At 67.2% G+C, this 20694-nt stretch carries 20 protein-coding genes; 6 read left to right on the forward strand and 14 right to left on the reverse strand.

Annotated features, from left to right (window positions below; translation table 11 throughout):
- Positions 1-105: 105 nt before the first annotated feature.
- From AABA48_RS01905 to AABA48_RS01920, 4 genes are all read left to right on the forward strand, one after another.
- Complete coding sequence (locus AABA48_RS01905; protein WP_286351858.1) at positions 106-342, forward strand: hypothetical protein; 237 nt, start codon at positions 106-108, stop codon at positions 340-342.
- Entirely contained in the window at positions 333-1826 is a 1494-nt protein-coding gene (locus tag AABA48_RS01910) for a patatin-like phospholipase family protein (protein WP_286351859.1), read from the forward strand. Before AABA48_RS01905 ends, AABA48_RS01910 begins: the two co-directional genes overlap by 10 nt.
- Positions 1827-1964: 138 nt before the next feature.
- Positions 1965-2597 (forward strand): isochorismate family cysteine hydrolase YcaC, encoded by a 633-nt coding sequence (gene ycaC / locus AABA48_RS01915; RefSeq protein ID WP_010943220.1) that lies wholly within the window; start codon positions 1965-1967, stop codon positions 2595-2597.
- A 562-nt stretch (positions 2598-3159) separates the two neighbouring features.
- On the forward strand, positions 3160-4323 hold the full coding sequence (locus tag AABA48_RS01920) for a choice-of-anchor F family protein (protein WP_286351860.1): 1164 nt from the start codon (positions 3160-3162) through the stop codon (positions 4321-4323).
- Between the two features lie 90 nt (positions 4324-4413).
- Here the strand turns inward: AABA48_RS01920 and AABA48_RS01925 are convergent, their stop codons facing one another.
- The 14 genes from AABA48_RS01925 to AABA48_RS01990 all read right to left on the reverse strand — a co-directional run bounded on the left by AABA48_RS01925 (position 4414) and on the right by AABA48_RS01990 (position 18643).
- Positions 4414-4767, reverse strand: coding sequence for a hypothetical protein (locus tag AABA48_RS01925; protein WP_286351861.1), 354 nt, complete (start codon positions 4765-4767; stop codon positions 4414-4416).
- Positions 4749-5396 carry a V-type ATP synthase subunit D gene (locus AABA48_RS01930; RefSeq protein WP_286351862.1) on the reverse strand — a complete coding sequence of 216 codons (648 nt, stop codon included), beginning with the start codon at positions 5394-5396 and terminating at the stop codon, positions 4749-4751. The genes AABA48_RS01925 and AABA48_RS01930 overlap by 19 nt, the downstream gene beginning before the upstream one ends.
- Positions 5393-6715, reverse strand: coding sequence for a V-type ATP synthase subunit B (locus tag AABA48_RS01935; protein ID WP_286351863.1), 1323 nt, complete (start codon positions 6713-6715; stop codon positions 5393-5395). The genes AABA48_RS01930 and AABA48_RS01935 overlap by 4 nt, the downstream gene beginning before the upstream one ends.
- A 27-nt stretch (positions 6716-6742) precedes the next feature.
- On the reverse strand, positions 6743-8353 hold the full coding sequence (locus AABA48_RS01940) for a V-type ATP synthase subunit A (RefSeq protein ID WP_338270886.1): 1611 nt from the start codon (positions 8351-8353) through the stop codon (positions 6743-6745).
- Positions 8350-8670, reverse strand: coding sequence for a V-type ATP synthase subunit F (locus tag AABA48_RS01945; RefSeq protein WP_338270887.1), 321 nt, complete (start codon positions 8668-8670; stop codon positions 8350-8352). The genes AABA48_RS01940 and AABA48_RS01945 overlap by 4 nt, the downstream gene beginning before the upstream one ends.
- Positions 8667-9593, reverse strand: a complete 927-nt coding sequence (locus AABA48_RS01950) for a V-type ATPase subunit (RefSeq protein WP_338270888.1) — start codon at positions 9591-9593, stop codon at positions 8667-8669. Before AABA48_RS01950 ends, AABA48_RS01945 begins: the two co-directional genes overlap by 4 nt.
- Positions 9586-10149 (reverse strand): hypothetical protein, encoded by a 564-nt coding sequence (locus AABA48_RS01955; RefSeq protein ID WP_338270890.1) that lies wholly within the window; start codon positions 10147-10149, stop codon positions 9586-9588. The genes AABA48_RS01950 and AABA48_RS01955 overlap by 8 nt, the downstream gene beginning before the upstream one ends.
- Positions 10150-10160: 11 nt before the next feature.
- Positions 10161-10373 (reverse strand): ATPase, encoded by a 213-nt coding sequence (locus AABA48_RS01960; protein WP_039643351.1) that lies wholly within the window; start codon positions 10371-10373, stop codon positions 10161-10163.
- A gap of 51 nt (positions 10374-10424) precedes the next feature.
- On the reverse strand, positions 10425-12308 hold the full coding sequence (locus tag AABA48_RS01965) for a V-type ATP synthase subunit I (RefSeq protein ID WP_338270892.1): 1884 nt from the start codon (positions 12306-12308) through the stop codon (positions 10425-10427).
- A complete protein-coding gene (locus tag AABA48_RS01970; RefSeq protein WP_338270893.1) occupies positions 12305-12628 on the reverse strand; it encodes a hypothetical protein in 324 nt (107 codons plus the stop codon). The genes AABA48_RS01965 and AABA48_RS01970 overlap by 4 nt, the downstream gene beginning before the upstream one ends.
- 15 nt (positions 12629-12643) lie before the next feature.
- Positions 12644-14335, reverse strand: coding sequence for a TIGR04190 family B12-binding domain/radical SAM domain protein (locus AABA48_RS01975; protein ID WP_286351870.1), 1692 nt, complete (start codon positions 14333-14335; stop codon positions 12644-12646).
- A gap of 158 nt (positions 14336-14493) precedes the next feature.
- On the reverse strand, positions 14494-15666 hold the full coding sequence (cybH, locus tag AABA48_RS01980) for a Ni/Fe-hydrogenase, b-type cytochrome subunit (protein ID WP_338270896.1): 1173 nt from the start codon (positions 15664-15666) through the stop codon (positions 14494-14496).
- The gene (locus AABA48_RS01985; protein WP_338270897.1) at positions 15663-17384 is read right to left on the reverse strand and encodes a nickel-dependent hydrogenase large subunit; all 1722 of its coding nucleotides are present in this window, start codon (positions 17382-17384) and stop codon (positions 15663-15665) included. The genes cybH and AABA48_RS01985 overlap by 4 nt, the downstream gene beginning before the upstream one ends.
- A gap of 65 nt (positions 17385-17449) precedes the next feature.
- A complete protein-coding gene (locus AABA48_RS01990; RefSeq protein ID WP_286351873.1) occupies positions 17450-18643 on the reverse strand; it encodes a hydrogenase small subunit in 1194 nt (397 codons plus the stop codon).
- Between the two features lie 303 nt (positions 18644-18946).
- On the opposite strand from AABA48_RS01990, the gene AABA48_RS01995 reads away from it, so the two are divergent.
- Positions 18947-20317, forward strand: coding sequence for a sigma-54-dependent transcriptional regulator (locus tag AABA48_RS01995; RefSeq protein ID WP_286351874.1), 1371 nt, complete (start codon positions 18947-18949; stop codon positions 20315-20317).
- 207 nt (positions 20318-20524) lie between these two features.
- Positions 20525-20668, forward strand: a complete 144-nt coding sequence (locus AABA48_RS02000; RefSeq protein ID WP_286351875.1) for a hypothetical protein — start codon at positions 20525-20527, stop codon at positions 20666-20668.
- The last annotated feature ends 26 nt before the right edge of the window (positions 20669-20694 follow it).

Genomic DNA, 20694 nt, shown 5'->3' on the forward strand with positions numbered 1-20694 from the left:
TACCAAACGAAGACAAGGGCTCGCCGGAACGGCCGGGGCACACCCCGCCGTTCGGCAGCGACCGCCTCTACCGCCCCTTTCCCGCAACCACGAAAGGAGATGCCCATGGAGTTCTTCGTCTGCCCCTGCCCCGAAACCGGCACCGTGATCCTCGACGGCGTTGACCAGGGCCCCAACAAGGACGACGCGGGGGTACTGCAGGCCAAGCAGTGCAACCCGGGCCGCCATACCGTGGCGCTCCGTTGCCCTGCGGGCAAGACCTGCATCCCGCCTCAACAGACCGTGGTAATCAGAAACACCGACCCGGTGGCGCCCCTGGAGGTGGCGTTCCAATGCGTGTGACGGCCAGAGGGCTGAGGCTGTTCCTGGCCGGCGCGGCGCTCGTGGCGGGGGGCTGCGCCCACTACCCGGAGAATCCCCGGCTGGCGGCCGTTTCAACGGAAGCGGGCTACCGCTACAGCGTGGTCAGGCCCCAGCCCACGGCGGACAAGCCCTTTGTGCTGCTGGCGTTCTCGGGCGGCGGCACCCGTGCGGCAGCCTTTTCCTTCGGCCTGATGGAGGAGCTGAACAGGGTCGAGTACACCGGCCGGGACGGGGCCAGGCACCGGCTCCTGGACGACGTGGAGATCATCTCGTCGGTTTCCGGCGGAAGCTTCACCTCGGCCTACTACGCGCTCTACCCGGACCGGTTCTTCGACGATTTTCCGGGTACGTTCCTCTACCGAGACATCCAGGGCGGGCTCGTGCGGCGCCTGTTCAACCCCTACAACTGGTGGCGCCTGGCCTCGCCGGATTTCAGCCGGATCGACATGGCGGAGGAGTACTACAACGACACGGTCTTCGGGGGCAAGACCTTTGCCGACCTGGCCGCCGCGCCCGGGAAGAGGGCGCCGTTCCTGGTGCTGAACGCCACGGACATCAGCATCGCCCACCGGTTCGAGTTCACCCAGGACCAGTTCGACCTGCTCTGCTCGGACCTGGCCGGGGTCTCGGTCGCCCGGGCCGTGGCCGCCTCGTCCAATTTCCCGGTGGCCTTTGCCCCGCTCACCCTGACCATCCACAAGGAGCCGTGCGGACCACTCCCCGAATGGATCGGGCTGGGCCTGGACCGGGAGAGCAACCCGAAGCGCCGCGTGGCCGACGCCATGGCCGCCCGGTCGTACCGCGAGCCCGACCGGCTCTACGCCCACCTCCTGGACGGCGGCCTGTCGGACAACCTGGGGCTCAGGGGGCCGTTCCAGGCGGTCACCACCACGGACAGCGCGTGGAGCATCCTCCGCTACGCCAACCTGAACCGGCTGGGGCGGCTGATGGTGATCGCGGCCAACGCCAAGACGACCAAGCAGCGGAGCTGGGACGCCGAGAGCGCGCCGCCGGGGATCGGCGCCGTCCTCGATGTCGCCCTGAACGGCCCCATGGACGACGTCTCCTTTGACAGCGTAGAGATGGTCGACGGCCATTTTCAGCAGATGCGCCAGTTGGCCCGGACAGTGGATTCCTGCAACCGGCGGCTGGGGCAGGAGTGCCCGTCGGCCCTGCCGATCCCGAATCCGATCGTGACCGATTTCACCTTTACCGAGCTGACCTTTGACGATATCCCCGACCCGCGCCTGCGCCTCTGCCTGCAGGCGCTGCCCACGTCGTTCGCGCTGCCGGCCAAGACCGTGGACCTGCTCCGCGCCGCGGCCGGGTACCTGCTGATGGGCTCGGCCGAATTCGTCGGTGGCATGCAACGGCTCGATCCCTCCTGGCAGCCGCGCCCCGTGGCCATCGACCCGGCGCTGGCGGACGAGGTCTGCGGGCCGGCATCGGGCGGGGGGAGCTGACAAGGAGGCGATCCGGCCCCTGCCGTATGATTGGGGCCGGGAGCGTCGCGTCGGCCCGGTGATATACTTGAAGCAGGTGGGGGCGGTCAGCGCCATCCGCTTCACCGCTCCTGACTCACCACGGGAAAGGAGACCATCATGAACGCACCATACAAGTACACCCGTCTTTCCAAAGACGATGCCGCGCTGTTGCTGGTGGACCACCAGGCGGGGCTCATCTCGCTGGTCCAGGATTTTTCGCCCGGCGAGTTCAAGAATAACGTGCTGGCCATCGCTGCCTGCGGCAAATACTTCAACCTGCCGACCATCCTCACCACCAGCTTCGAAAACGGCCCCAACGGGCCGCTCGTGCCCGAGCTGAAGGAGATGTTCCCGGACGCGCCCTACATCGCCCGCCCCGGCAACATCAATGCCTGGGACAACGAGGAGTTCGTGGCCGCCGTGAAAAAGACCGGGCGCCGGCAACTGATCATCGCCGGCGTGGTCACCGAGGTCTGCGTGGCATTCCCCGCCCTGTCCGCCGTTGAGGAAGGGTACGAGGTCTTCGTGATTACCGACGCCTCGGGCACCTTCAACGAGGTGACCCGCCACACGGCATGGCTGCGGATGCAGGCCGCGGGCGTGCAGCTGATGAACTGGTTCGGCATGGCCTGCGAACTGCACCGTGATTGGCGCAACGACATCGAAGGCCTGGGCAGGCTGTTTTCCAACCACATTCCGAACTACCGGAACCTGATGACCAGCTATTTTGCGCTGATGGGCACGAAGTAGCGAACCCTCCGCACAAACCCCCGCAACCCTGGTTGCACCCTGCAACCCTGGTTGCGGGTATCCGTTGCGTTCCTTTTCGTGTCGCGTGCGTGTCGGATGGCACATGTGGCACATTCCCCGTGTTTTGCCAGTAACTACAAGGTGTTATATGAATTGCGCCCGCATGATGCCTGGCCGGCGCAGCATCCTCCACCACTGTCCCCGTTACGGCTCCATCGGCAGGACAACCTGAGATCGAGGCAACCATGGTTGCCTGGGTTCGGGCCCGGATTTTCCGTTTATTTCCAAAAACTCGATACATATCAATGTGTTGAAGATTGTGGTCGGATTGGTATGCCCATTGCTGAACAGGGCAAGCATGATCACTGATTACAGCCGCCGGGCAGCGTGAGTCGCGCCCCGGCCCGGCGCCTGTCAGAACTGGAGAATTCGGTCGCACACCGGAAAGGAGGGTGCTGGAAAGGGTTTTTCATTGGAAGCAGCAGGGGGGCGCGATATCCGCTTCCCCCGGGCAGGGAGATGCACGAAGCAACCTCAACCACACGAAGAAAAGGAGAACATCATGTCGAGAAGCAAAACTGCAAAGAAGCTGTCCGCACTGCTGGGAGTATCGTTGTCTGTTGCCGCTTCGGCCGCCTGGGCCGGCACCATCACCGGGTGGGACATGAGCAACGTGACGGTGGCGCCTGCCCCCTATACCGAGTATGTGACCTACACCAGCACCCTCTTCACCAGCCCGGCCAAGACTGCCACGAACGGCGTGATCACCTGGAAAGAGACCGACGTCAAGGCGCCCGGCATGAAGGTCGTCAACAAGGACGACGTGACCGGTCTCAAGTGCATCATGACCACCGGCTACAACCCCTACGACTTCTCCGACAAGATGTGCTCGGACCCGCTCCAGTCCAGCAAGCGCTGGAAGGTGAAGGGGACCAACGGCCAGCCCATCGACGTGTATTTCAAGGTGGCGACCGACACCAATACCAGCATCTACAACTCCATGCAGAAGCTGACCGACGGCGATGTGAGAAAGTGGAAAGGCTTCCGGGCCGAGTTGGGCTTCATGGTGAACGGCGTGTTCACCAAGTCCAAGTCCGGTGACGGCCTCGGCTTCACCGACAAGAAAGGGAGATTCTTCACCACCACCTCGTCCGCCGTTCAGTCCGCCGAAGTCCTGTCGGCCCTGTTCGCCCAGGGGCTTGCCGGCCCCGCCGACAAGAACCACCCGACCACCGGCTACTTTGATCCGAACTACCGCTTCAGCTACCTGCTCAATGCCACGGAAGACGGGCTCGACACCGGCCTGATCTCCTCCAATTACTATGCGCTGTTCGGCGACTGGAACAACCTGTCCGGCGTGCCCTGGGCCTACTACTATGACAATGACGACAACATCAACACCGACAACCTGCTCATGGCCAACTGCGACGGCAACTTCGTGGTGACCGATCCGGTCGCGGAAACGGGCTACTGCGAAGGGACCTGGGTGACCTACCGCAGCCAGGCCGGTCTGGACGCCAACGGCCTCCCCTATCCCTCGGACGGTATCAAGAAGCCGGTTCCGGCCGACGTGCTGGCGTCCTGGCAGTCCAACCGGCTGTACCTGACCGGCCCCATCGAAGACCTGGCCAACCTGGGCGTCAACTACTACATCACGGTCAACAAGCTGAACGCCTCCTGGCCGACCCCGAACCAGTTCGTGCTCCGCTTCTATCCGAAGTACTGAGAGCGGCCTGAACGGCAGGGTGCAGTAACACAACAGCGGGAGGGGCATGGGCTCCTCCCGCTGTGTGCGTTGTGAGCCGGCCGGGCCGCATCACAATGTCCCCCGCTTGTCCGCGTCGATCGCCAGCCCGCAGTGCCTGCAGTGCCTGAAGTAGAGGGGAAATGCAAACTTGATGTGGTAGTAGTTCCGGCAGCGGGGGCACCTGGTGAACGCCACCAGGATCACCGTGTTCCAGAGGAACAGGAACCAGACGTAGAAGGTGATGAGCGCGGCCCTGCCGGAATGGGTCCAGGCGAGGGTGACCCAGATCTCCGGCACGTAGAGGAGGATGACTGCCCAGAGCAGACACCGTCGTCTGCGCAGGCTCCTGAGCCCGGAGCCGATGAGGAATGGGTCGGTGACCATCTCTCCGTCCCCCGCGCGCTTCACGGGGCGGTGCGGCACCCTCCGCCTCCGCCGGTGAGCAGCTCCTTGAACCGCTTGAGCCGGTAGTGTGATTCGCGCTCACGCTCGCCGATGTAGTGGCCGATTTCCCGGATCTCCCGGCGCAGGCCGGGAAGGATCCGCTCCTCAAGTACCCTGATCCGCCGCGTAGTGCGGACGATCTCGTTGCCGAGCCGCTTCAGCCTGCTCTCGTAGGCGGCGATATCCAGCATTTCTCCCAGGATGGTCTCGAACAGGTGCAACGCCTCCTCCAGGTGGGGGGTGGTGAGCCGGTAGTCATAGCCCCGCTCCGGGGGCGACCGGACCACCTCGCCCCGGAATCCCACATCCCGGTAGTGAAGCCCCATGACGCTCCGGTCCACGATCTCCACCCCCAGGTCCCGGGGGGCGATCCGTTCGAGGGATTCCGCGAATTCGTCCCCTTCGATGCCGAGGCTCAGGTGCAGTTCCCGCAGCGCCCGGGCATAGGCCGCCCTGACTTCGTCCCGGGAGCGCATGAACGGGAGGGTGGCGGCCAGGAACTCCCGGATGAGCGCCAGGCGCCGCGCCTTGAGGATGCCGATGCTGCCGCTGACGGCGCGCCCCTTGTCCTTGAGCAGGAGCAGGTTGGTGCGGGTCGGGTGGATCATGGGGCCTCCGCCGGAAAGCGCCCGAGAAGGGCGAGCCCCCCGTCCAGGCTGGCGTTGATGTCCCGCCGCGCCGCGCCCTGGTGGATCAGCTCCCGCTCGAAGGCGTCGGCAAAGTCGAGCATGAGCCGGTCGCTCCCCATCATTCCCTCGCGGCCCACGATGGCCTCCAGGCGGCGCAGGTCGCGCCCCTTGGCGTACTGCTTGTAGAGGAGATCGGCGATGCGGCGGTGGTCCTGCCGGGTGCGGCCGCTGCCGATCCCCCGCTGCATGAGGCGGGACAGGCTGGGGAGGACGTCCACCGGGGGGAAGACCCCCTTCTGGTGCAGCTCCCGGGAGAGGACGATCTGCCCTTCGGTGATGTAGCCGGTCAGGTCCGGGATCGGGTGGGTGATGTCGTCTTCGGGCATGGTCACCACCGGCAGCATGGTGACCGAGCCGGGCATCCCCTTGATCCGTCCGGCCCGTTCGTAGAGCGAGGCCAGGTCCGAGTACATGTAGCCGGGATAGCCGCGCCGGCCGGGAAGCTCCTCCCGCGCCGTGGAGACTTCGCGCAGGGCGTCGCAGTAGTTGGTCATGTCGGTGATGACCACCAGCACGTCCATGCCGCGGGCAAAGGCCAGGTGCTCGGCCACGGCGAGGCCGAAGCGGGGCGCCAGGAGGCGCTCCATGACCGGCTCGCCGGCCCGGTTGATGAAGGCCGTGAAGTCCCCTTCCATGTCGGCGAGGACCTGCATGTAGAAGGCGTACTCGTGGTGGGGGAGCCCCAGGGCCACGAAGACCACCACAAAGGCGCCTCCCCCGGCGAGGCGCGCGTTGCGCACGATGGCAGCGGTCATCTCCTTGGCCGGCAGGCCGGCGCTGGAGAAGATGGGCAGCTTCTGCCCCTTGACCAGGGTGTTGAGGGCGTCGATGGCGGTGAGGCCGGTCTCGATGAACTCCTCGGGCCGCGCCCGGGCCGTGGGGTTGATGGGGGCGCCGGTGATGGGGGCCCACTGCTCGGGCACGAACATGGGGGCGCCGTCGATGGGGATGAAGGAGCCGTTGAAGACTCTGCCGATCACGTCCGCGGACAGGGGGGCCTGCCGGATCGCGTCGGTGAAGGCGACGTCTGCGTCCAGGCCCAGGCCGCGGGTTTCGCCGAAAACCTGGATCAGCGCGGTGTCCCCGTCGATCTTCAGGATCTCCCCTTCGGCCGTTTCGCCGCCGGGGCAGGCGATGCGCACCACTTCGCCCATGCGGGCCGCGAAGACCTTTTCCACGAACAGGAGCGGCCCTCTGATGGAGGAAATGGTGCGGTAACGATGCTCGGGCAGTCGCATGGCGCCTCCTGGCTCCCGTTCGCGGGCCTATCCCTTCGGGAGCTCGTCCGGGAACACCCCCTGCTTCAGCTGCTCCCCGGCCCGGTCGTGGAACGCCACGATCTCCGTGATTCGCGCCAGGGTCCGGTCCGGGGCGGAAAAGGCGTCGTCCGTGTAGGCGTTCTGGGAGAGGAACTCGTGCCTGATCCGCTCCGCCACCTTCATCAGCAGGCGGTCGGCATCCTGGAGCCCTTCGATGCCGACGATCTCTGCCACCTCGCGCAGGGCCTCCTCCCGCTGGAGGATTTCCCGGCAGCGCCGCCTGACCTCGCTCCAGCGGGGTGAGACCTGGCCGTCGAAGTGGGCCACCATCTCCGGCTCATAGAGGGAGTAGCTCTGGAACCAGTTGATGGCCGGGAAGTGGCGGCGGTGGGCGAGGGCGGTGTCGAGCATGAAGAAGACCCCTGCCGTGCGCAGGCACGCCTGGGTGACCGGTTCGGTGAAATCGCCGCCGGGCGGGGAAACAGAGAGGATCATGGAGAGGGAGCCGACCGTCCCGCCCAGGGTCTCCACCACCCCGGCCCGCTCGAAGAAGGCGGCCAGCCGGGACGAGAGGTAGGTGGGGTAGCCCTCTTCGCCGGGCATCTCCTCCAGGGATGAGGAAATCTCCCGCAGCGCCTCGGCCCAGCGGGAGATGCTGTCCGCCAGGAGGAGCACGTGGCAGCCCATGTCCCGGTAGTACTCGGCCATGCTCACGGCGGTGTAGATGGATGCCTCGCGGGCTGCCACCGGCATGTTGGAGGTGTTGACCACCACGATGGTCCGCTCCATCAGGGGGCGGCCGCTCCAGGGATCCGCCAGGGTGACGAATTCCTCCAGCAGTTCCGCCATCTCGTTCCCCCGCTCGCCGCACCCCGCGTAGACCACGATGTCCACGTCGGCGAACTTGGCGATGGACTGCTCCAGGATGGTCTTGCCGGTGCCGAAGCCGCCGGGGAAAATGGCCGTGCCGCCCCGGGCCACGGGGAAAAGGAAGTCGATGGTGCGCTGGCCGGTCACCAGCGGCAGGGTGGGGGAGAGCTTCCTGCGGTAGGGGCGCGGTCGGCGCACGGGCCAGGGGGCGATCGCGAAGATGTCCCGGCCGTCGGCCATCCGGCCGATGGGGTCGGCCAGGCGGAATTCCCCCGCGTGCAGGCGTTCGATCCGTCCCCCCCGTGGTGCCGTGACGGGGTGCCGGAATGTTCCCTCGGCCACGTGGCCCAGAAGGTCGCCGGCGGCTACCTCGTCCCCCGCGTTCCCGGCCGGGGTGAAGACCCAGGTCCGGTCCCGGTCCAGGGGGAAGACCTCCCGCCCGGCCGCGACAAAGGGGCCGGCCAGTTCCTCCAGTCGCCGGAGGGGACGCTGGAGGCCGTCGAACATCCCGCCCAGGAGCCCCGGCGCCAGTTGGACCGAGAGGGGGGCGTCCATGCCGGCCGCGGGCTCGTTCACGGCCAGCCCCCGGGTGTCCTCGTAGACCTGCACCACGGCGCGCCCCCGCTCCAGGCGCACCACTTCGCCGATGAGCCCGGCGGTCCCCACCCGGACCATGTCGTAGAGCCTGAGCCCGGAGATGTCCACCGTCACCGTCGGTCCCGCTATGCCCAGGATGCGTCCGGTCATGGCATGAGCCTCACATGGTAGCCGATCACCCGGCGAATGAGGCGGGCCGCGTAATCTTCCTCCTCTTTTCCCGCCGCTTCCGGGGCGGGGAGGACAATGAGCACGCCGAACCACCGCCGCTCCATCTCCTGGAAGCGCTCCTCGCCGATGCCGGGCAGGAGCCGCTCGTCGATGACGACCAGGCCGCACTCCGGATCGGCCATGGCCTGCCGGACCGCGGCCTCGGCCTCGGCCGGCGCTGCCGTGAGCTGGGTCGCTCCGGCAAGGCTGAAGCCGTACCGGGCATCGGCCGGGGTAATGAAAACGATCCTCTTCACCGGATCAGCTCCCCGCGGAGTTCGTCCTCCGCCTCCCCGAAGCGGCAGATGAGCCCCAGGTTGCGCGCCTCGACGGCGCAGCGCCAGAGATAGTCGAGGATGGGGCCCGGCCCCAGGGGGTCTCTTCCCAGTGCCCGCATTCTCCCGGTGAGCCAGCGGAGCAGGAGCGGCCCGGGAGTGGCCGTGTCCGCCGGCAGGGGGCCCATGCCCGGCAGGGAGGCCAGCAGGGCGGCGAGCCCGGCGCCGGTCCCCTTGTCGCGCGCCCGCTCCAGGCGCTCCGGCGCGATGGTTCCCCCGCGGATGAAGGACCGGGGCTCCCGCAGGTCCCAGCGGATCTGCTTAGCAAGGGTGACCAGGTTCTGCACGTCGGTCAGGGCGCGGAAGAACGCCGCCACCAGGGGGTGGAGGGGAAGTTCCCCCATCCGCTCCAGAAAGAGGGTGGCCAGCCGCTGTTCGAGCATCCGTCCCCCCTGGTCCCGGTAGAGGGTGCCCAGATCGCGGAGCCGGGCGTCGAGGTCCGCCAGGAGCGCGCCCAGGGCAGCCGCCGCTTCCGGCGGACCCTGCCCTCCGGTCAGGGCCTGCCGCACTGCCGGGGCCAGGAGGCTGGCGGAAAGGGCGGCGTCGGCCCCGTCCCGGTCGCCCCCCCGGCGGAAGCGGAGGCAGGTGAGGATGGTCCCCAGCTCGAACCAGAGGAAGAGCGGGGCAAAGACCGCCCGCATCTCCCGGTTCATCTGGCCATAAGCCCAGCGGAACTCCTGCCGCATCCTCCGCCGGGCCCGGTCCGCCGGCATGGCCGCCTCCGTCCCGGTGCGGAGAGCCCCGGCAACGAGGCGCGCGCGGCGTCCCCTGACCCGCGCCGTCAGGTACTCGGTGGGGTACCCTTCTCCGACGGGCCGGGCAAGCAGTGCGGTCAGGTCAGGCATCGGTCGCCGCCTCCGCCAGGAGGTGGGGGAGGATGTCTGGCCAGCCCCGAGCCAGTCGCTTCTCCAGGGTGTTGACGACCCGCATCCGTCCCCCCTCAGTGATCGCCTCCACGCCGCCGCTGATGGCGGGGTCGGTCTCGATGCGCGCGCCGGGGAAGAGGACGGCGGCCCGCTTTCCGTCGGCCGGGTTGACCCGCACCGTCTCCCACTCCAGGGGGGGAAGCTCCGCGGCCAGACGGGCAAAGGCGGCAGGATAGTCCCCGTCCCTGAGCCGGGGCAGAAGGCGCCGCGCCAGGTCATGGAGCCGGCTCGCCATCTCTTCTTCCGCGACCAGCCGCACCCGCCGTGCCGCCCGTTCCGCCTCGGCCAGGATGGCCCGTTCCTGCGCCGCAATGAGACGTTCCTGCTCCTGCAGGTGCATTTCGCGCAGGCGGGCCAGCCCCAGGGCGGCCTCCTCCCTGAGCCGGGCCGCCTCTTCCCCGGCCCGGTGCCGGATCGCCTCCTCCTTCCGCTTCCCTTCGCTGCGCAGGGCTGCCAGCAGTTCCGCCGTACCCACCGCCGTCTCCGTCACATGGTCAGGATCGTGATGGCCACCACGAACCCGAGGATCACCATGGTTTCGGGGATGGCCACCAGGATGATGACCGTGCCGCTCAGCTCGGGCTTCTCCGCGAGCGTGCCGGCGCCGGCGCTGCCGATCTTGGACTGGGCCCAGGCCGTGGCCAGGGCGGAGAGCCCCACCGCCAGGGCCGCGGCAAGAGCCAGATAGACCTTTTCCATTGCATCCTCCTTGGCACCGGGCTGCCGGGCGGGGGCGGGTGCCGCGCCTCCCTACCCCTTGCGCAGCGGTTCGAACTTCCTTCCCCCCGGCACCATGAACTTGCTGTAGAACTCCACGTAGTGCAGGCGGAGGGCGTGGATGGCGGGCGAGAAGACGCCGAGCACGATGTTGACGGCATGAAAGATGACCGCCAGCAGCACTCCGATCGCCACGTTGCCGGTCATGCCGGCAAAGCGGTTCGCCACCCGGGCCAAGAGCACGGAGGCGAGCCCGATGGCCATGATCCTGGCGTAGGACACGATGTTGCCGATGCTCTTCAGCAGTTCCAGGGGGGCCAGGACCCCCCCCGAGAAGAACAGGAACGGGATGAGAAAGATCAGGATCAGGGCCAGGGGCCTGGTCAGGAGCCGGGGGACGATCTCCATCCGGCTGAGGGCCAGCACCACGAGACAGAGGATGGCGAGGATGTTCACCAGCTTGAACATGGCCTCGCGGCCGGTTTTGCGCCTGAGGGCGGTGATGAACCCCAGCAGCAGGCCGAGCAGGATGTGCGCCAGCCCCACGGACAGGGCGAAGCAGAGCATCGGCACGATGGCCTGCCGCCGCTCCACGATGAACCCTTCTTTCATCCCCAGGAGTCCTGCCCCCACCTCGCCGAAGAATTCGCCGTACAGGATGCCGAACAGCATGGTGTAGCAGGAGGAGACCAGGAGAATCCGGGTGGCGTCCCGCACCGTTTCCCGTTGCCTGAAGACCCGCCCCAGGATCAGGGCAAGGATCAGGAGCACGAGGCCGTAGCCGGCATCGCCCAGGATCATGCCGAAGAAGAGGGGGAAGCAGACGGCGATGAAGGGGGTCGGGTCGAAGGAGGCGTAGCGGGGCAGGGGGAGGAGCCGGGCAAAGAGCTCGAAGGGGCGGAACAGGGGAGGATTGCGCAGGGTGACCGGTACCAGGTCCAGGTCCTGCTCCAGAATCTGCTTCTCCTCCACGAGCACTGCGCCGCCGAATTTCGTCCGGATCTCGCCGGTGAGGCGCGGCACCTCGGCTGCCGGGGTCCAGCCGTGGATGAAGAAGCACATGCCGGTCCGGTGAAGGTGGACCGTGTTCCCCAGCAGCGCCAGCCGCTCGTCGAGCCAGCTCCTCACCCGCGCGTAGATGGCCCCCCAGCGCCGGGCGAACCGGGCCAGCTCTCCGTCGATGGCCGCAATCCCGGCGGTGACCTCGGCCGTCCGGGCGCGCAGATGGCGGATCTTCTCCGGGAACGGCATCCGGGCCAACTCCGGCGGAAAGGTCATCTCCGGCACGTGCTGCTCCCCGAGGATGCCGCGCACCTTGGCGGCCAGGTCCTTTTCCATGGTGATCAGGCCGATCAGGGTGCCGTTCCCGGCTTTGACCGTGAGCAGCTGGAACCGGTCGCCGGTCAGCCGGGCCAGGGTCCGCATCAGTTCTGCCACGCCCGCAGGCTCCCGAATGGTCACGCCGATGAAGTCGAGGCCGCTGTCAGGCGCGATGGTTGTCACGTGGGGCTCCAGGGCGCCGAGAAAGACGCTGTAGCCGCCCAGTTCCGCCAGTTCGGTCCGGAGCTCCTCCCGCTTCCGGCACCACTCGCGGCAGAGCGCGCTGTGCCGCTGGAGGGTTTCGTTCACCGATTCGAGCACGTCGCCGGGGTCCAGGTAGCTCTGGCGCATTTCCTCCCGCGGCAGGCAGGCAAACAGTTCGTCGATCCGCGTCCGCAGGTCCTCGCAGTAGATCCGTTCGGCCATGGTCTTCTCGTCCAGCAGGAGCGGGCGCACCTTGTCCCGGTCTTCCTCCGCCACGAAGCCGGTGATGTCCTGCTCGATCTGGAACAACTCCAGGTCGCGCAGCAGGGACAGGACCTCCAGGAGCAGTTCCGAGGGGCCCACGATCTCGATCTTGACCATCCTGGCGATCATGGTTCCGGCTCCGGCACGATCCGTCCGAGGCAGGCGAGGACGCGCCGCTCCAGGGTTGCCTGGTCGATACGGCTCAGCTGCTCCGCCCGGGCGGCGGCGCGGCGCACCAGATCGGCGGCCCGCTCCCGCGCATCATCCCCGGCTGTCGCCACGGCCCGGCCAACCTCCGCCGCCAGACGCCCCTCTTCCCGCGCCGCCTCGTCGTCAAGCTCGCGCCGCAACTCTGCCAGCATCTGGGCGGCCCGCCGCTCCTCCCCGGCGATCCGCTCCCGGATCTCCGTTTCGGCGTCGATGATGGTGGCGAGAAGGTCCTGTTCCATGGCGGTCGTTGCCCCTTACCTGCCGAACAGCAGTCTCAGGATGTTCGGCAGTTTCAGTTTCAGCCCCTTGACGGGCCATTGGAGCTCATGCTTCTGGCACAGCAGGTCCATTCGGTTCAACCGGAAGATATCCTCCCGGAGTGACCCGTCGATGACGTCCGCGTTCTCGATGCGCCATTCGAGCGCCACGGCCATCCGGATGTGCGCCCTGATTTCGTCCGCTTCCTCCCCGTCCAGCAGCCCGTGGGCCGCCTTCAGCTCGATGAGGCGCAGGGCGCCGTCGTAGGTGGCCCGGACGATCTCGTCCCGGCTCATCCAGGAGGTCTCGTAGTTCAACCGTTGCTTCCAGGTGGGCATGAGCATGGCCTGCCGGTGCTCTCGGAGGGTCCGGGCGAACAGCCGGTAGCCGAAGCGCTCGGCCTCCTCGAACAGCCGGCAGCCGGGATCGACGAAGGGGGCCAGGGGAGCGATCATGGGGAGCAGCGTGCCGTTTTCCCCGAACCGGCGGAGCAGTTCGCCGCAATACTCCACCGTGTCCATGACCGAGCGGTAGTCCTGGTACGGCAGCCCCACCATGAAGAACAGGTCGAGACGGCGGCAGGTGCTGTCGATCAGGGCCGCGACGGACGCCTCCAGCTCGGCGTTGCCGTAGTTCTTGCCAAAGGCCCTCCTGACCCGCGGTTCGTGGGATTCGGGGGATATCTCCACGTTGAAGTTGATCAGTGAGTCGGAAACCAGCCGGACGAATTCGGCGGGGGGCGGGTGGAAGAACTCGATGGCGATTTCGTTTTCGATCCGGTACCGCCTCATGGCCCGCAGGAAGCGTTCGGCATAGTCGCGCCCGGCCTGGAGCAGATCGCCCACCACCATCACGGGTGCCCCGGTACAGGCGGCTATGGCCCGGATATCCTTTGCCAGCAGCTCCGGGGACCTGAACGCGGGGCGGTCCCGGCCGCACAACCTGTTGAACGCCGATGCCGAGCCGCCGCAGGAGACGCAGTCGTGGAGGCAGCCACGGCAGGAAAAGACCGCCATGACCGGGTTCGACAGCCAGTTGCGGAAGGGGAGGTAGCCGGAGGGGTCGTGATATTTCACGGTCATCTTCAGGGGGTGGGAGTAGTCCAGGTGGACATGGTCCAGGTTCTGGGGGCGGTAGGAGATGCCGTTGTCGACCGCGTCGCCCCGGCCGTCGCGCCAGACCAGGTTGGGGACGGTGGCGAAGTCGCCGCCGTTTTTGATGGCCTCCATGAGCAGGCGCAGCGGCTCCTCGGTGGAATCCCCGCACAGGATGAAGTCTACGAAGGGATAATCGGCCATGATCTCCCGGTGATAGTAGGTGGCGGACAGGCCGCCGAAGATGACCGGCGTGCCGGGATGGTGCTTCTTGACCAGTTCCGCCAGGGTGAGGCTGCCGTCCACGTGGGGGAGCCAGTGGAGGTCGATGCCGAAGGCGACGGGGTCGAGCCCGGCGATGAATGCCTCCGGATCGAAGGAGCGGTCCCTGAGCATCTTCAGGGCGAGATTGACCACCCTGACCGAAATGCCGTTGCGGTTCAGGTGCTCGGACAGGGTGATGAAGCCGATGGGATAGTTCTCGAACAGGGAGGATGAGGGTATGACATCGCTGATGGGGCCGTAGAAAATCGGCAGCTCGCGGAAGTTGAAAATGCTCGGCGGATGAAGAAGGATCAGATCGACACGCGTCATGACAGATGCTCCCCGGGTTGGAGACGGTCATCCGTACCCTGTGCCGGACATCAACCCGAATCCGCGGGGGAAGGCACGTCCCGGCGCCGTGCGGCCGAAAGCGGCGCCGGGAGAGGGCGTGTCCGCTCCGCCCGGTTTCCCGTCCCCGCGATTCGGGATCAACCATCCTCGAAGCTGGTCCCCCTGCGGCACCAGCGCCCGCCGCTGATGATGGACGAAATGGCCCCCTCCCGCTCCACCGTGTCCGCCCTGATGGCCAGATAGACGTGGATGGGGATGAAGGCCAGGAAGATCCACATTGTCAGCAGGTGGGCCAGCCGCACGTACTGGACCCCCACCAGGGTGTCGATCCGGACCAGATGGCGGAAGAGCCAGTGGTCCGGCGCGTAGAGGGCATAGAGGGCGAAGCCGGTCAGGAGCGCGAGCATGCCCACCCCGTAGATGGCGGTGTACGCCACCTGCTGGAGCGGGTTGTGGCCGATGTAGTGGGGCCCCCGGTCGAAGCGGCAGAAGAGGTAGTTCTGGCCCACGGTCAGGAGATTGCGCAGGTCCCGCGGCTTCACCGGGAAGAGGGCGTCCCATCGCTGATAGCGGTTCGAGGCAAGGAAGAGGCCGGCAATGCGGATAAGGGCCGTGGCGAGGAGGAACCACCCGGCCGCGAAGTGGATGAACCGCAGGTAGCCGAACAGGAAGGAGCTCTCCCGCGCTCCGGCGTAGGCGGGGCGGCCGCTCCCCATGAGGATGCCGGTGACGCTGAGCACGGCGATCAGGAGCACCGCCAGCCAGTGGAGGAAGCGGAGCTGCCAGTCCCAGACCGGCACGTAGCGGAAGGCGCCGGGCTCCTCGACCCGCCGGCTTTGCTCGCGGGTGGCCCGCAGCGGCACGAACCCCAGGAAGGTCCACTTCTCCCCCCCCTCGGACAGCGGTTCGCCATGGGCCACGGCCAGGGGCCGGAAGCCGTGGACCATCCGCTCGCCCGCCTCCATCTCGGCCCGGTAGCGGGTCGACTCATCGGCCCGGCAGAGGTAGAGGATCGAGTTCAGTCCACCCCGGGCGATCAGTTCCTCCCGGGCGGTGCCGGCACGGCGGACCCGGGCGATGCTGTAGTTCAGCCCCGGGTCCAGGGGGGCATACCCCGTCTGCTCGTAGTGCCGCAGGTCCTCCTTGCGGGAGGCGGCGCCGAGCAGGGCCAAGTCGGCCGGGTCCGTGGTCCCGAAGGGGGCTCCCAGGGCCGCGGCCACCAGGAGTTCGCGCTTCTTCTCCCCGGCAAAGGGGGCCGGGTCTCCCAGCTCTATGCGGATGTCGCCTTCGGGCGTCTCGTGTTCGCTCATGACACACTCACCGTGCCGATGGTCCCGCCGGCCGGGTCGAACAGGTGGACCGCGCAGGACTGGCAGGGATCGAAGGAGTGGATCGTTCTCAGCACCTCCAGGGGACGGCCGGGTTCCAGGAGGGGATGGTGCCCCCGGTGGGCCAGGGCGTGCTCGAAGGGGCCGGGCTGGCCGCTCGCGTCGCGGCCCGAGCTGTTCCAGGTGCTCGGCACCACGCACTGGTAGCGGGTGATCCTGCCGTTCTCGATCTCCACCCAGTGGGACAGGGTACCCCGGGCCGCCTCGGTGAAGCCGACCCCCTGGGCGCTCTTCGGCCAGGTGGCCGGGTCCCACTTGTCAGGGTTGAAGGTGGTGGTGTCGCCGGCGTGGATTCTCTCCTGAAACTGCCGGAACCATTCATCCATGCGGTTGCAGAGGAGCACCGACTCGACGGCCCGGCAGAGGGTGCGGCCGAGGGTCGAGTTGAGGGCCTCCCGGCCGGCTCCCAGCCCGGCCAGGGCTTCGTTCGTCAGCCGAGTTGCGTCCTTGTGCCCCTGGGCGCAGGCCACGAGCATCCTGGCATTGGGGCCCACCTGCACTGCCCGGCCGTCGTAGCGGGGCGCCTTGACCCAAGTGTACTTGACGTTGTCGGAGATCTGCCCATAGGGGGGGCGTGGCCCGGTGTAACGGGGCGCGGTTTCCCCGCGCCAGGGATGCCGCCCCGCATTGTCCCCCTCGGGATAGGCGTACCAGGAGGAGGTCACGAATTCGGCGATCTTGGCCGGTTCGAAGGGGCGGAGTTCCTCGTAGTCGCCGTCCGCCAGGACGCCTGCCCGCACCTCTCCCGCCACCGGGGTGCCCGCGCAGGAAAAGGCGCTCTCGCCCACGGCCATGAGGGTGGGGCTGGAGATGCCGATGGCCGCATACTCCCGGTAGAAGCCGGCAATGGCCAGAACATCCGGGTAGTAGACCTCTTCCACGAAGCGGCGGGCCCGGCCGATGAGCCCGGTCAGTTCGTCGAGCCGCACGGCGTTGATGCCGAGCTGGTTGTCCAGGTTGATGGAGCAGGCCATTCCCCCCACCAGGAAGTTGGGGTGCGGGTTCTTGCCGCCGAAGATGGTATGGAGGCGGATGATCTCCCGTTGCCACTGGAGCGCCTCCAGGTAATGGGCCAGGGCGAGGAGGTTGGCTTCCGGCGGCAGGCGGTAGGCGGGGTGCCCCCAGTAGCTGCCGGCGAAGATGCCGAGCTGGCCGCCCGACACGGACGCGCCCACCCGTTGCTGCACCTCCCGGAACCAGGCGGCCGAGTTGCTGGGCCAGGGGGAGACCGAGGCGGCCAGGCGGGCCGCGGCCTGGGGGTCGGCGGCCAGGGCGCTCTTCACGTCGACCCAGTCGAGTGCGTGAAGGTGGTAGAAGTGCATGACATGGTCCTGCACGATCCCCATGGCCGTGACGAGGCTGCGGATCAGCTCCGCCTGCCTGGGAATGGGGTAGTCCAGGGCATCCTCCACCGCCCGGACGGAGGCGATGGCATGGATGCCCGTGCAGACGCCGCAGATCCGCTGGGCCAGAGCCCAGGCGTCCCGGGGGTCGCGGCCCTTGAGGATGGTTTCGATCCCCCGGAACTGGGTCGCGCTGGCCCAGGCGTCGGTGATCCTGCCGCCGCTCGTTTCCAGTTCTATGCGCAGGTGTCCTTCGATCCTGGTGATGGGGTCAATGACGACTCGCTGGGTAGCCATGATCGCTCCTCATCTCCGGCGGGCCGGTGGCCGGTCCGCCTCTTCACTCAGGGCGGCCGCACCGCTTATCCGCTCTTGTCCCGCTTCTCCGTAGGGCGCTCGGTCCCGGTTTCGCCGAGCACCGCCAGGGGCAGCGATTCGGGCGTGCTCCTCCGTTTGCGCTGCCTGGCAATCACCGTGGCCGCGGCGTGGATCGCAACCCCGCCCGTCGAGGCGGCAACGGCGGCGGCGCCAAGGACGTTGGCCGAGCTTTCAACGCCGATTCCCGGCAGGGGGATGTCCGGCACCCGCTGGTAGAAGGGGGTCATCCTGTCGAAGAACTGCTCTTCGGTGCAGCCGAGGCAGGGGTGGCCCGCCTTGATGGGGAAGCTCTGGCCCAGGTTCCATTCCAGGGTGGGGCAGGGCGCGAAGGTAGCCGGTCCCTTGCACCCGAGCTGGTAGAGGCAGTACCCCTTGCGGGCCCCCTCGTCGTCGAAGCGCTCGGCGAACTGGCCTGCGTCGAAGTTCGCCCGGCGGGGGCACTTGTCGTGGATCCGCTGGCCATAGGCGAAGAGCGGCCGGCCCTCGTCGTCGAGGCGCGGGGTGCGGCCGTAGGCCAGGTAGTAGCTGATGGTGGCGGTGATTACCTCGGCGATGGGGGGGCAGCCGCCGATGTTGACGACCGGCCGGTCGGAGATGACGTCGCCAATCCCCACGGCGCCGGTGGGGTTGGGGGAGGCGGCCTGGATCGAGCCGTAGGTGGCGCAGGCCCCCACCGCAATGATGGCCGTGGCGTTCTGTGCCGCCCGCTTCAGGACCGTTTCCGCTGATTCGCCGCCGATGGTGCAGTAGGCGCCGTGGCTCTTGAGGGGCACCGAGCCGTTGACGATGAGGAGGTGGGGCTTCTGCTCCGCCCCGGCCAGGAGGGCGTTTGCCTCGCTGCCGGAGGTGGTCATCAGGAGTTCGTTGTAGTCCAGAGAGATGAGCTCGAGCAGGAGTTCGTCGATGGGGGTGCTGCCGGAGCGGAGCGCGCTCTCCAGGCAGCCGGTGCACTCCTGGAGCTGCAGCCACACCACGTTCGGGCGTTGTGCGCTGCCGAGCCTGCGGGCGATCTCCCGCGCGGCCGCTGCGGGAGGCCCGGTTGCCGCGAGCCCGGCCCCCATGAGGACTGCAAGCCTGCCGCAGAACCCGAGGAATTCGCGCCGGCTGACGCCGCGCCGCGTCAGGTAGTCGAAAAACGATTCGGCCCCGGTCCAAGGATCATCGAGAAGAGGTGCCATTTTCGTCTCCATCCATGGCTGGCGACCTCCGGGCGCATGCCGGAGGTCCATCCGTCACACCTGCACCCTGTTTCCCCGAATTGAATCGTGAACGTCGGTATATCAGTCTGTTAGGTCAAAGTGTATCACCGGATTGGGGGCTGTAAATAAAAGCCGGCTAAAAAATGTTGTCGGAATGTTCTTGTCGGGTTGCCGGTGTACATGAGGGCTGATACTCTTCCCGTAATCATTTCAAGTCCCGGGGGGAATTGTCCGATATAATATCAGATATGTCCATTTTGCCGGGACGAGGTTCACCATCCCATGACCGCTCCGAAGATTCTTGCCGTCGACGATGAGGAGCTTTCTCTCCTGATGCTGGAGAACCTGCTGGCCGATGCGGGATTCGCCCCCCTGACCGCGACCAGCGGCGCGCAGGCGCTGGCGCTGTTGGAGCGGGAGCATGTGGATCTGCTCATCTCCGACCTGATCATGGAGGGGATGGACGGCCTGGAACTCCTGGACCGGGTCAGGGAGCGCTACCCGAAAGTGCCGGTCATCGTGGTCACGGCCCGGGGGAGCGTGGAGAGCGCCGTGGAGGCCATGCGGCGGGGCGCCTACGACTACCTGGCAAAGCCCTTCAACCCCGAGGTGCTGCGGATCACGCTCCAGCGTGCCCTGGACTATCACCACGTGGTCCGCGAGAACGAGCAGATCACAGGGCTGCTCCGTGAGCGGTTTACCTTCCAGAGCATCGTTACGGTCAATCCGGCCATGAAGAAGCTGCTGGAGCTGGCCGCCAGGGTGGCTGCGGCGCGGCAGACCACGGTGGCCATCTACGGCGAAAGCGGCTCGGGCAAGGAGGTGCTGGCGCGGGCCATCCACTATGCCGGCAAAGGGCTGCCCGCCGGGTTCGTGGCGGTCAACTGCGCGGCCGTGCCCGAGCACTTGCTGGAGAGCGAGCTGTTCGGCCACGTGAGGGGGGCCTTCACCGGCGCCGACCGGGACCGGGAGGGAAAGTTCAACCTGGCCCGCGGCGGCACGCTCCTGCTGGACGAGATCGGCGACATGCCCCTGCCGCTCCAGGCCAAGCTGCTGAGGGTCCTCCAGGAGCGCATGTTCGAAAAGATCGGCAGTAATACCCCCATCTCGACGGATTGCCGCGTTATCGTGGCCACCAACCGCAACCTGGCCGACATGGTGGCGGCCGGTCGCTTCCGCGAAGACCTCTACCACCGGATCAACGTGTTTCCCCTGGTCATTCCGCCGCTGCGGGAGCGCACCGACGACATCCCGCTCCTGTGCGAGCATGTCCTCGACCAGCTGCGGCAGCACCTGGGCAAGCCTCTCCCCGGTATCTCCCAGAAGGCCATGGACGCCATGCTGGCCCACGGCTGGCCGGGCAATGTGCGGGAGTTGCGCAACTGCCTGGAGCGCGCCGCGATCCTGACCGACGGTGAGCTGATCCGGCCCGAGCACCTGGGGTTCGGCGCGGCCGCAGCCCCTGCCCGGGAAGCATCTGCCGGCCCGGCGCCCGACACGGTGCAGTACACCCTGGCGCTGCCCGTTGACCAGCTGTCGCTCCACGCCCTTACCGAGCGGATCATGGCCATAACCCTGGAGCGCTGCAGCGGCAACAAGTCCAGGGCGGCCCAGCTCCTCAGGATCGACCGCAAGGCATTCTACCGGGGCTGACCCCTCGCCGCTCCTCTCTGCAGCACGTCCTGCCATTCCCACTGTTCCATTTTGCCCCACTTTGTCCCCCAGGGGGACGCTTCTTGATGTCTTGCGTGGTGTAACTTTTTGAAATTGCTTGTTTGGTGGGTTTGGCATACTGCCTGCTGAATAAAGGGTAACAATTGTTCACGTGTCCCTCTGCGGGACAGACTGAGGAGGGTGCCCGTGACGCAAGCGTCAGTTGAAAAGTTTCTCGGCCGCCTGTTGACCGATGACGGGTTCCGGCAACGGGCGGTGACCGCCCCGGACAGCTCGGAGACACTTCACGCCAGTGCTGACCCGGCCAAGCCGTGCGTGGTATGCTACTGACGGAACGCATCAATTCGTGGGCGCCG

This window comes from Geobacter sp. 60473 (assembly GCF_036323535.1).
Lineage (GTDB): Bacteria > Desulfobacterota > Desulfuromonadia > Geobacterales > Geobacteraceae > Geobacter > Geobacter sulfurreducens.

Excerpts from the sequence above, each read along its gene's own strand:
- AABA48_RS01995 (WP_286351874.1), top strand. The coding sequence starts at position 18,947 with ATGACCGCTCCGAAGATTCTTGCCGTCGACGATGAGGAGCTTTCTCTC.
- AABA48_RS01985 (WP_338270897.1), bottom strand. The coding sequence starts at position 17,384 with ATGGCTACCCAGCGAGTCGTCATTGACCCCATCACCAGGATCGAAGGA.
- AABA48_RS01965 (WP_338270892.1), bottom strand. The coding sequence starts at position 12,308 with ATGATCGCCAGGATGGTCAAGATCGAGATCGTGGGCCCCTCGGAACTG.
- AABA48_RS01970 (WP_338270893.1), bottom strand. The coding sequence starts at position 12,628 with ATGGAACAGGACCTTCTCGCCACCATCATCGACGCCGAAACGGAGATC.
- ycaC (WP_010943220.1), top strand. The coding sequence starts at position 1,965 with ATGAACGCACCATACAAGTACACCCGTCTTTCCAAAGACGATGCCGCG.
- AABA48_RS01935 (WP_286351863.1), bottom strand. The coding sequence starts at position 6,715 with ATGCGACTGCCCGAGCATCGTTACCGCACCATTTCCTCCATCAGAGGG.
- AABA48_RS01905 (WP_286351858.1), top strand. The coding sequence starts at position 106 with ATGGAGTTCTTCGTCTGCCCCTGCCCCGAAACCGGCACCGTGATCCTC.
- cybH (WP_338270896.1), bottom strand. The coding sequence starts at position 15,666 with ATGAGCGAACACGAGACGCCCGAAGGCGACATCCGCATAGAGCTGGGA.
- AABA48_RS01950 (WP_338270888.1), bottom strand. The coding sequence starts at position 9,593 with ATGCCTGACCTGACCGCACTGCTTGCCCGGCCCGTCGGAGAAGGGTAC.
- AABA48_RS01910 (WP_286351859.1), top strand. The coding sequence starts at position 333 with ATGCGTGTGACGGCCAGAGGGCTGAGGCTGTTCCTGGCCGGCGCGGCG.
- AABA48_RS01920 (WP_286351860.1), top strand. The coding sequence starts at position 3,160 with ATGTCGAGAAGCAAAACTGCAAAGAAGCTGTCCGCACTGCTGGGAGTA.
- AABA48_RS01930 (WP_286351862.1), bottom strand. The coding sequence starts at position 5,396 with ATGATCCACCCGACCCGCACCAACCTGCTCCTGCTCAAGGACAAGGGG.
- AABA48_RS01960 (WP_039643351.1), bottom strand. The coding sequence starts at position 10,373 with ATGGAAAAGGTCTATCTGGCTCTTGCCGCGGCCCTGGCGGTGGGGCTC.
- AABA48_RS01990 (WP_286351873.1), bottom strand. The coding sequence starts at position 18,643 with ATGGCACCTCTTCTCGATGATCCTTGGACCGGGGCCGAATCGTTTTTC.
- AABA48_RS01940 (WP_338270886.1), bottom strand. The coding sequence starts at position 8,353 with ATGACCGGACGCATCCTGGGCATAGCGGGACCGACGGTGACGGTGGAC.
- AABA48_RS01975 (WP_286351870.1), bottom strand. The coding sequence starts at position 14,335 with ATGACGCGTGTCGATCTGATCCTTCTTCATCCGCCGAGCATTTTCAAC.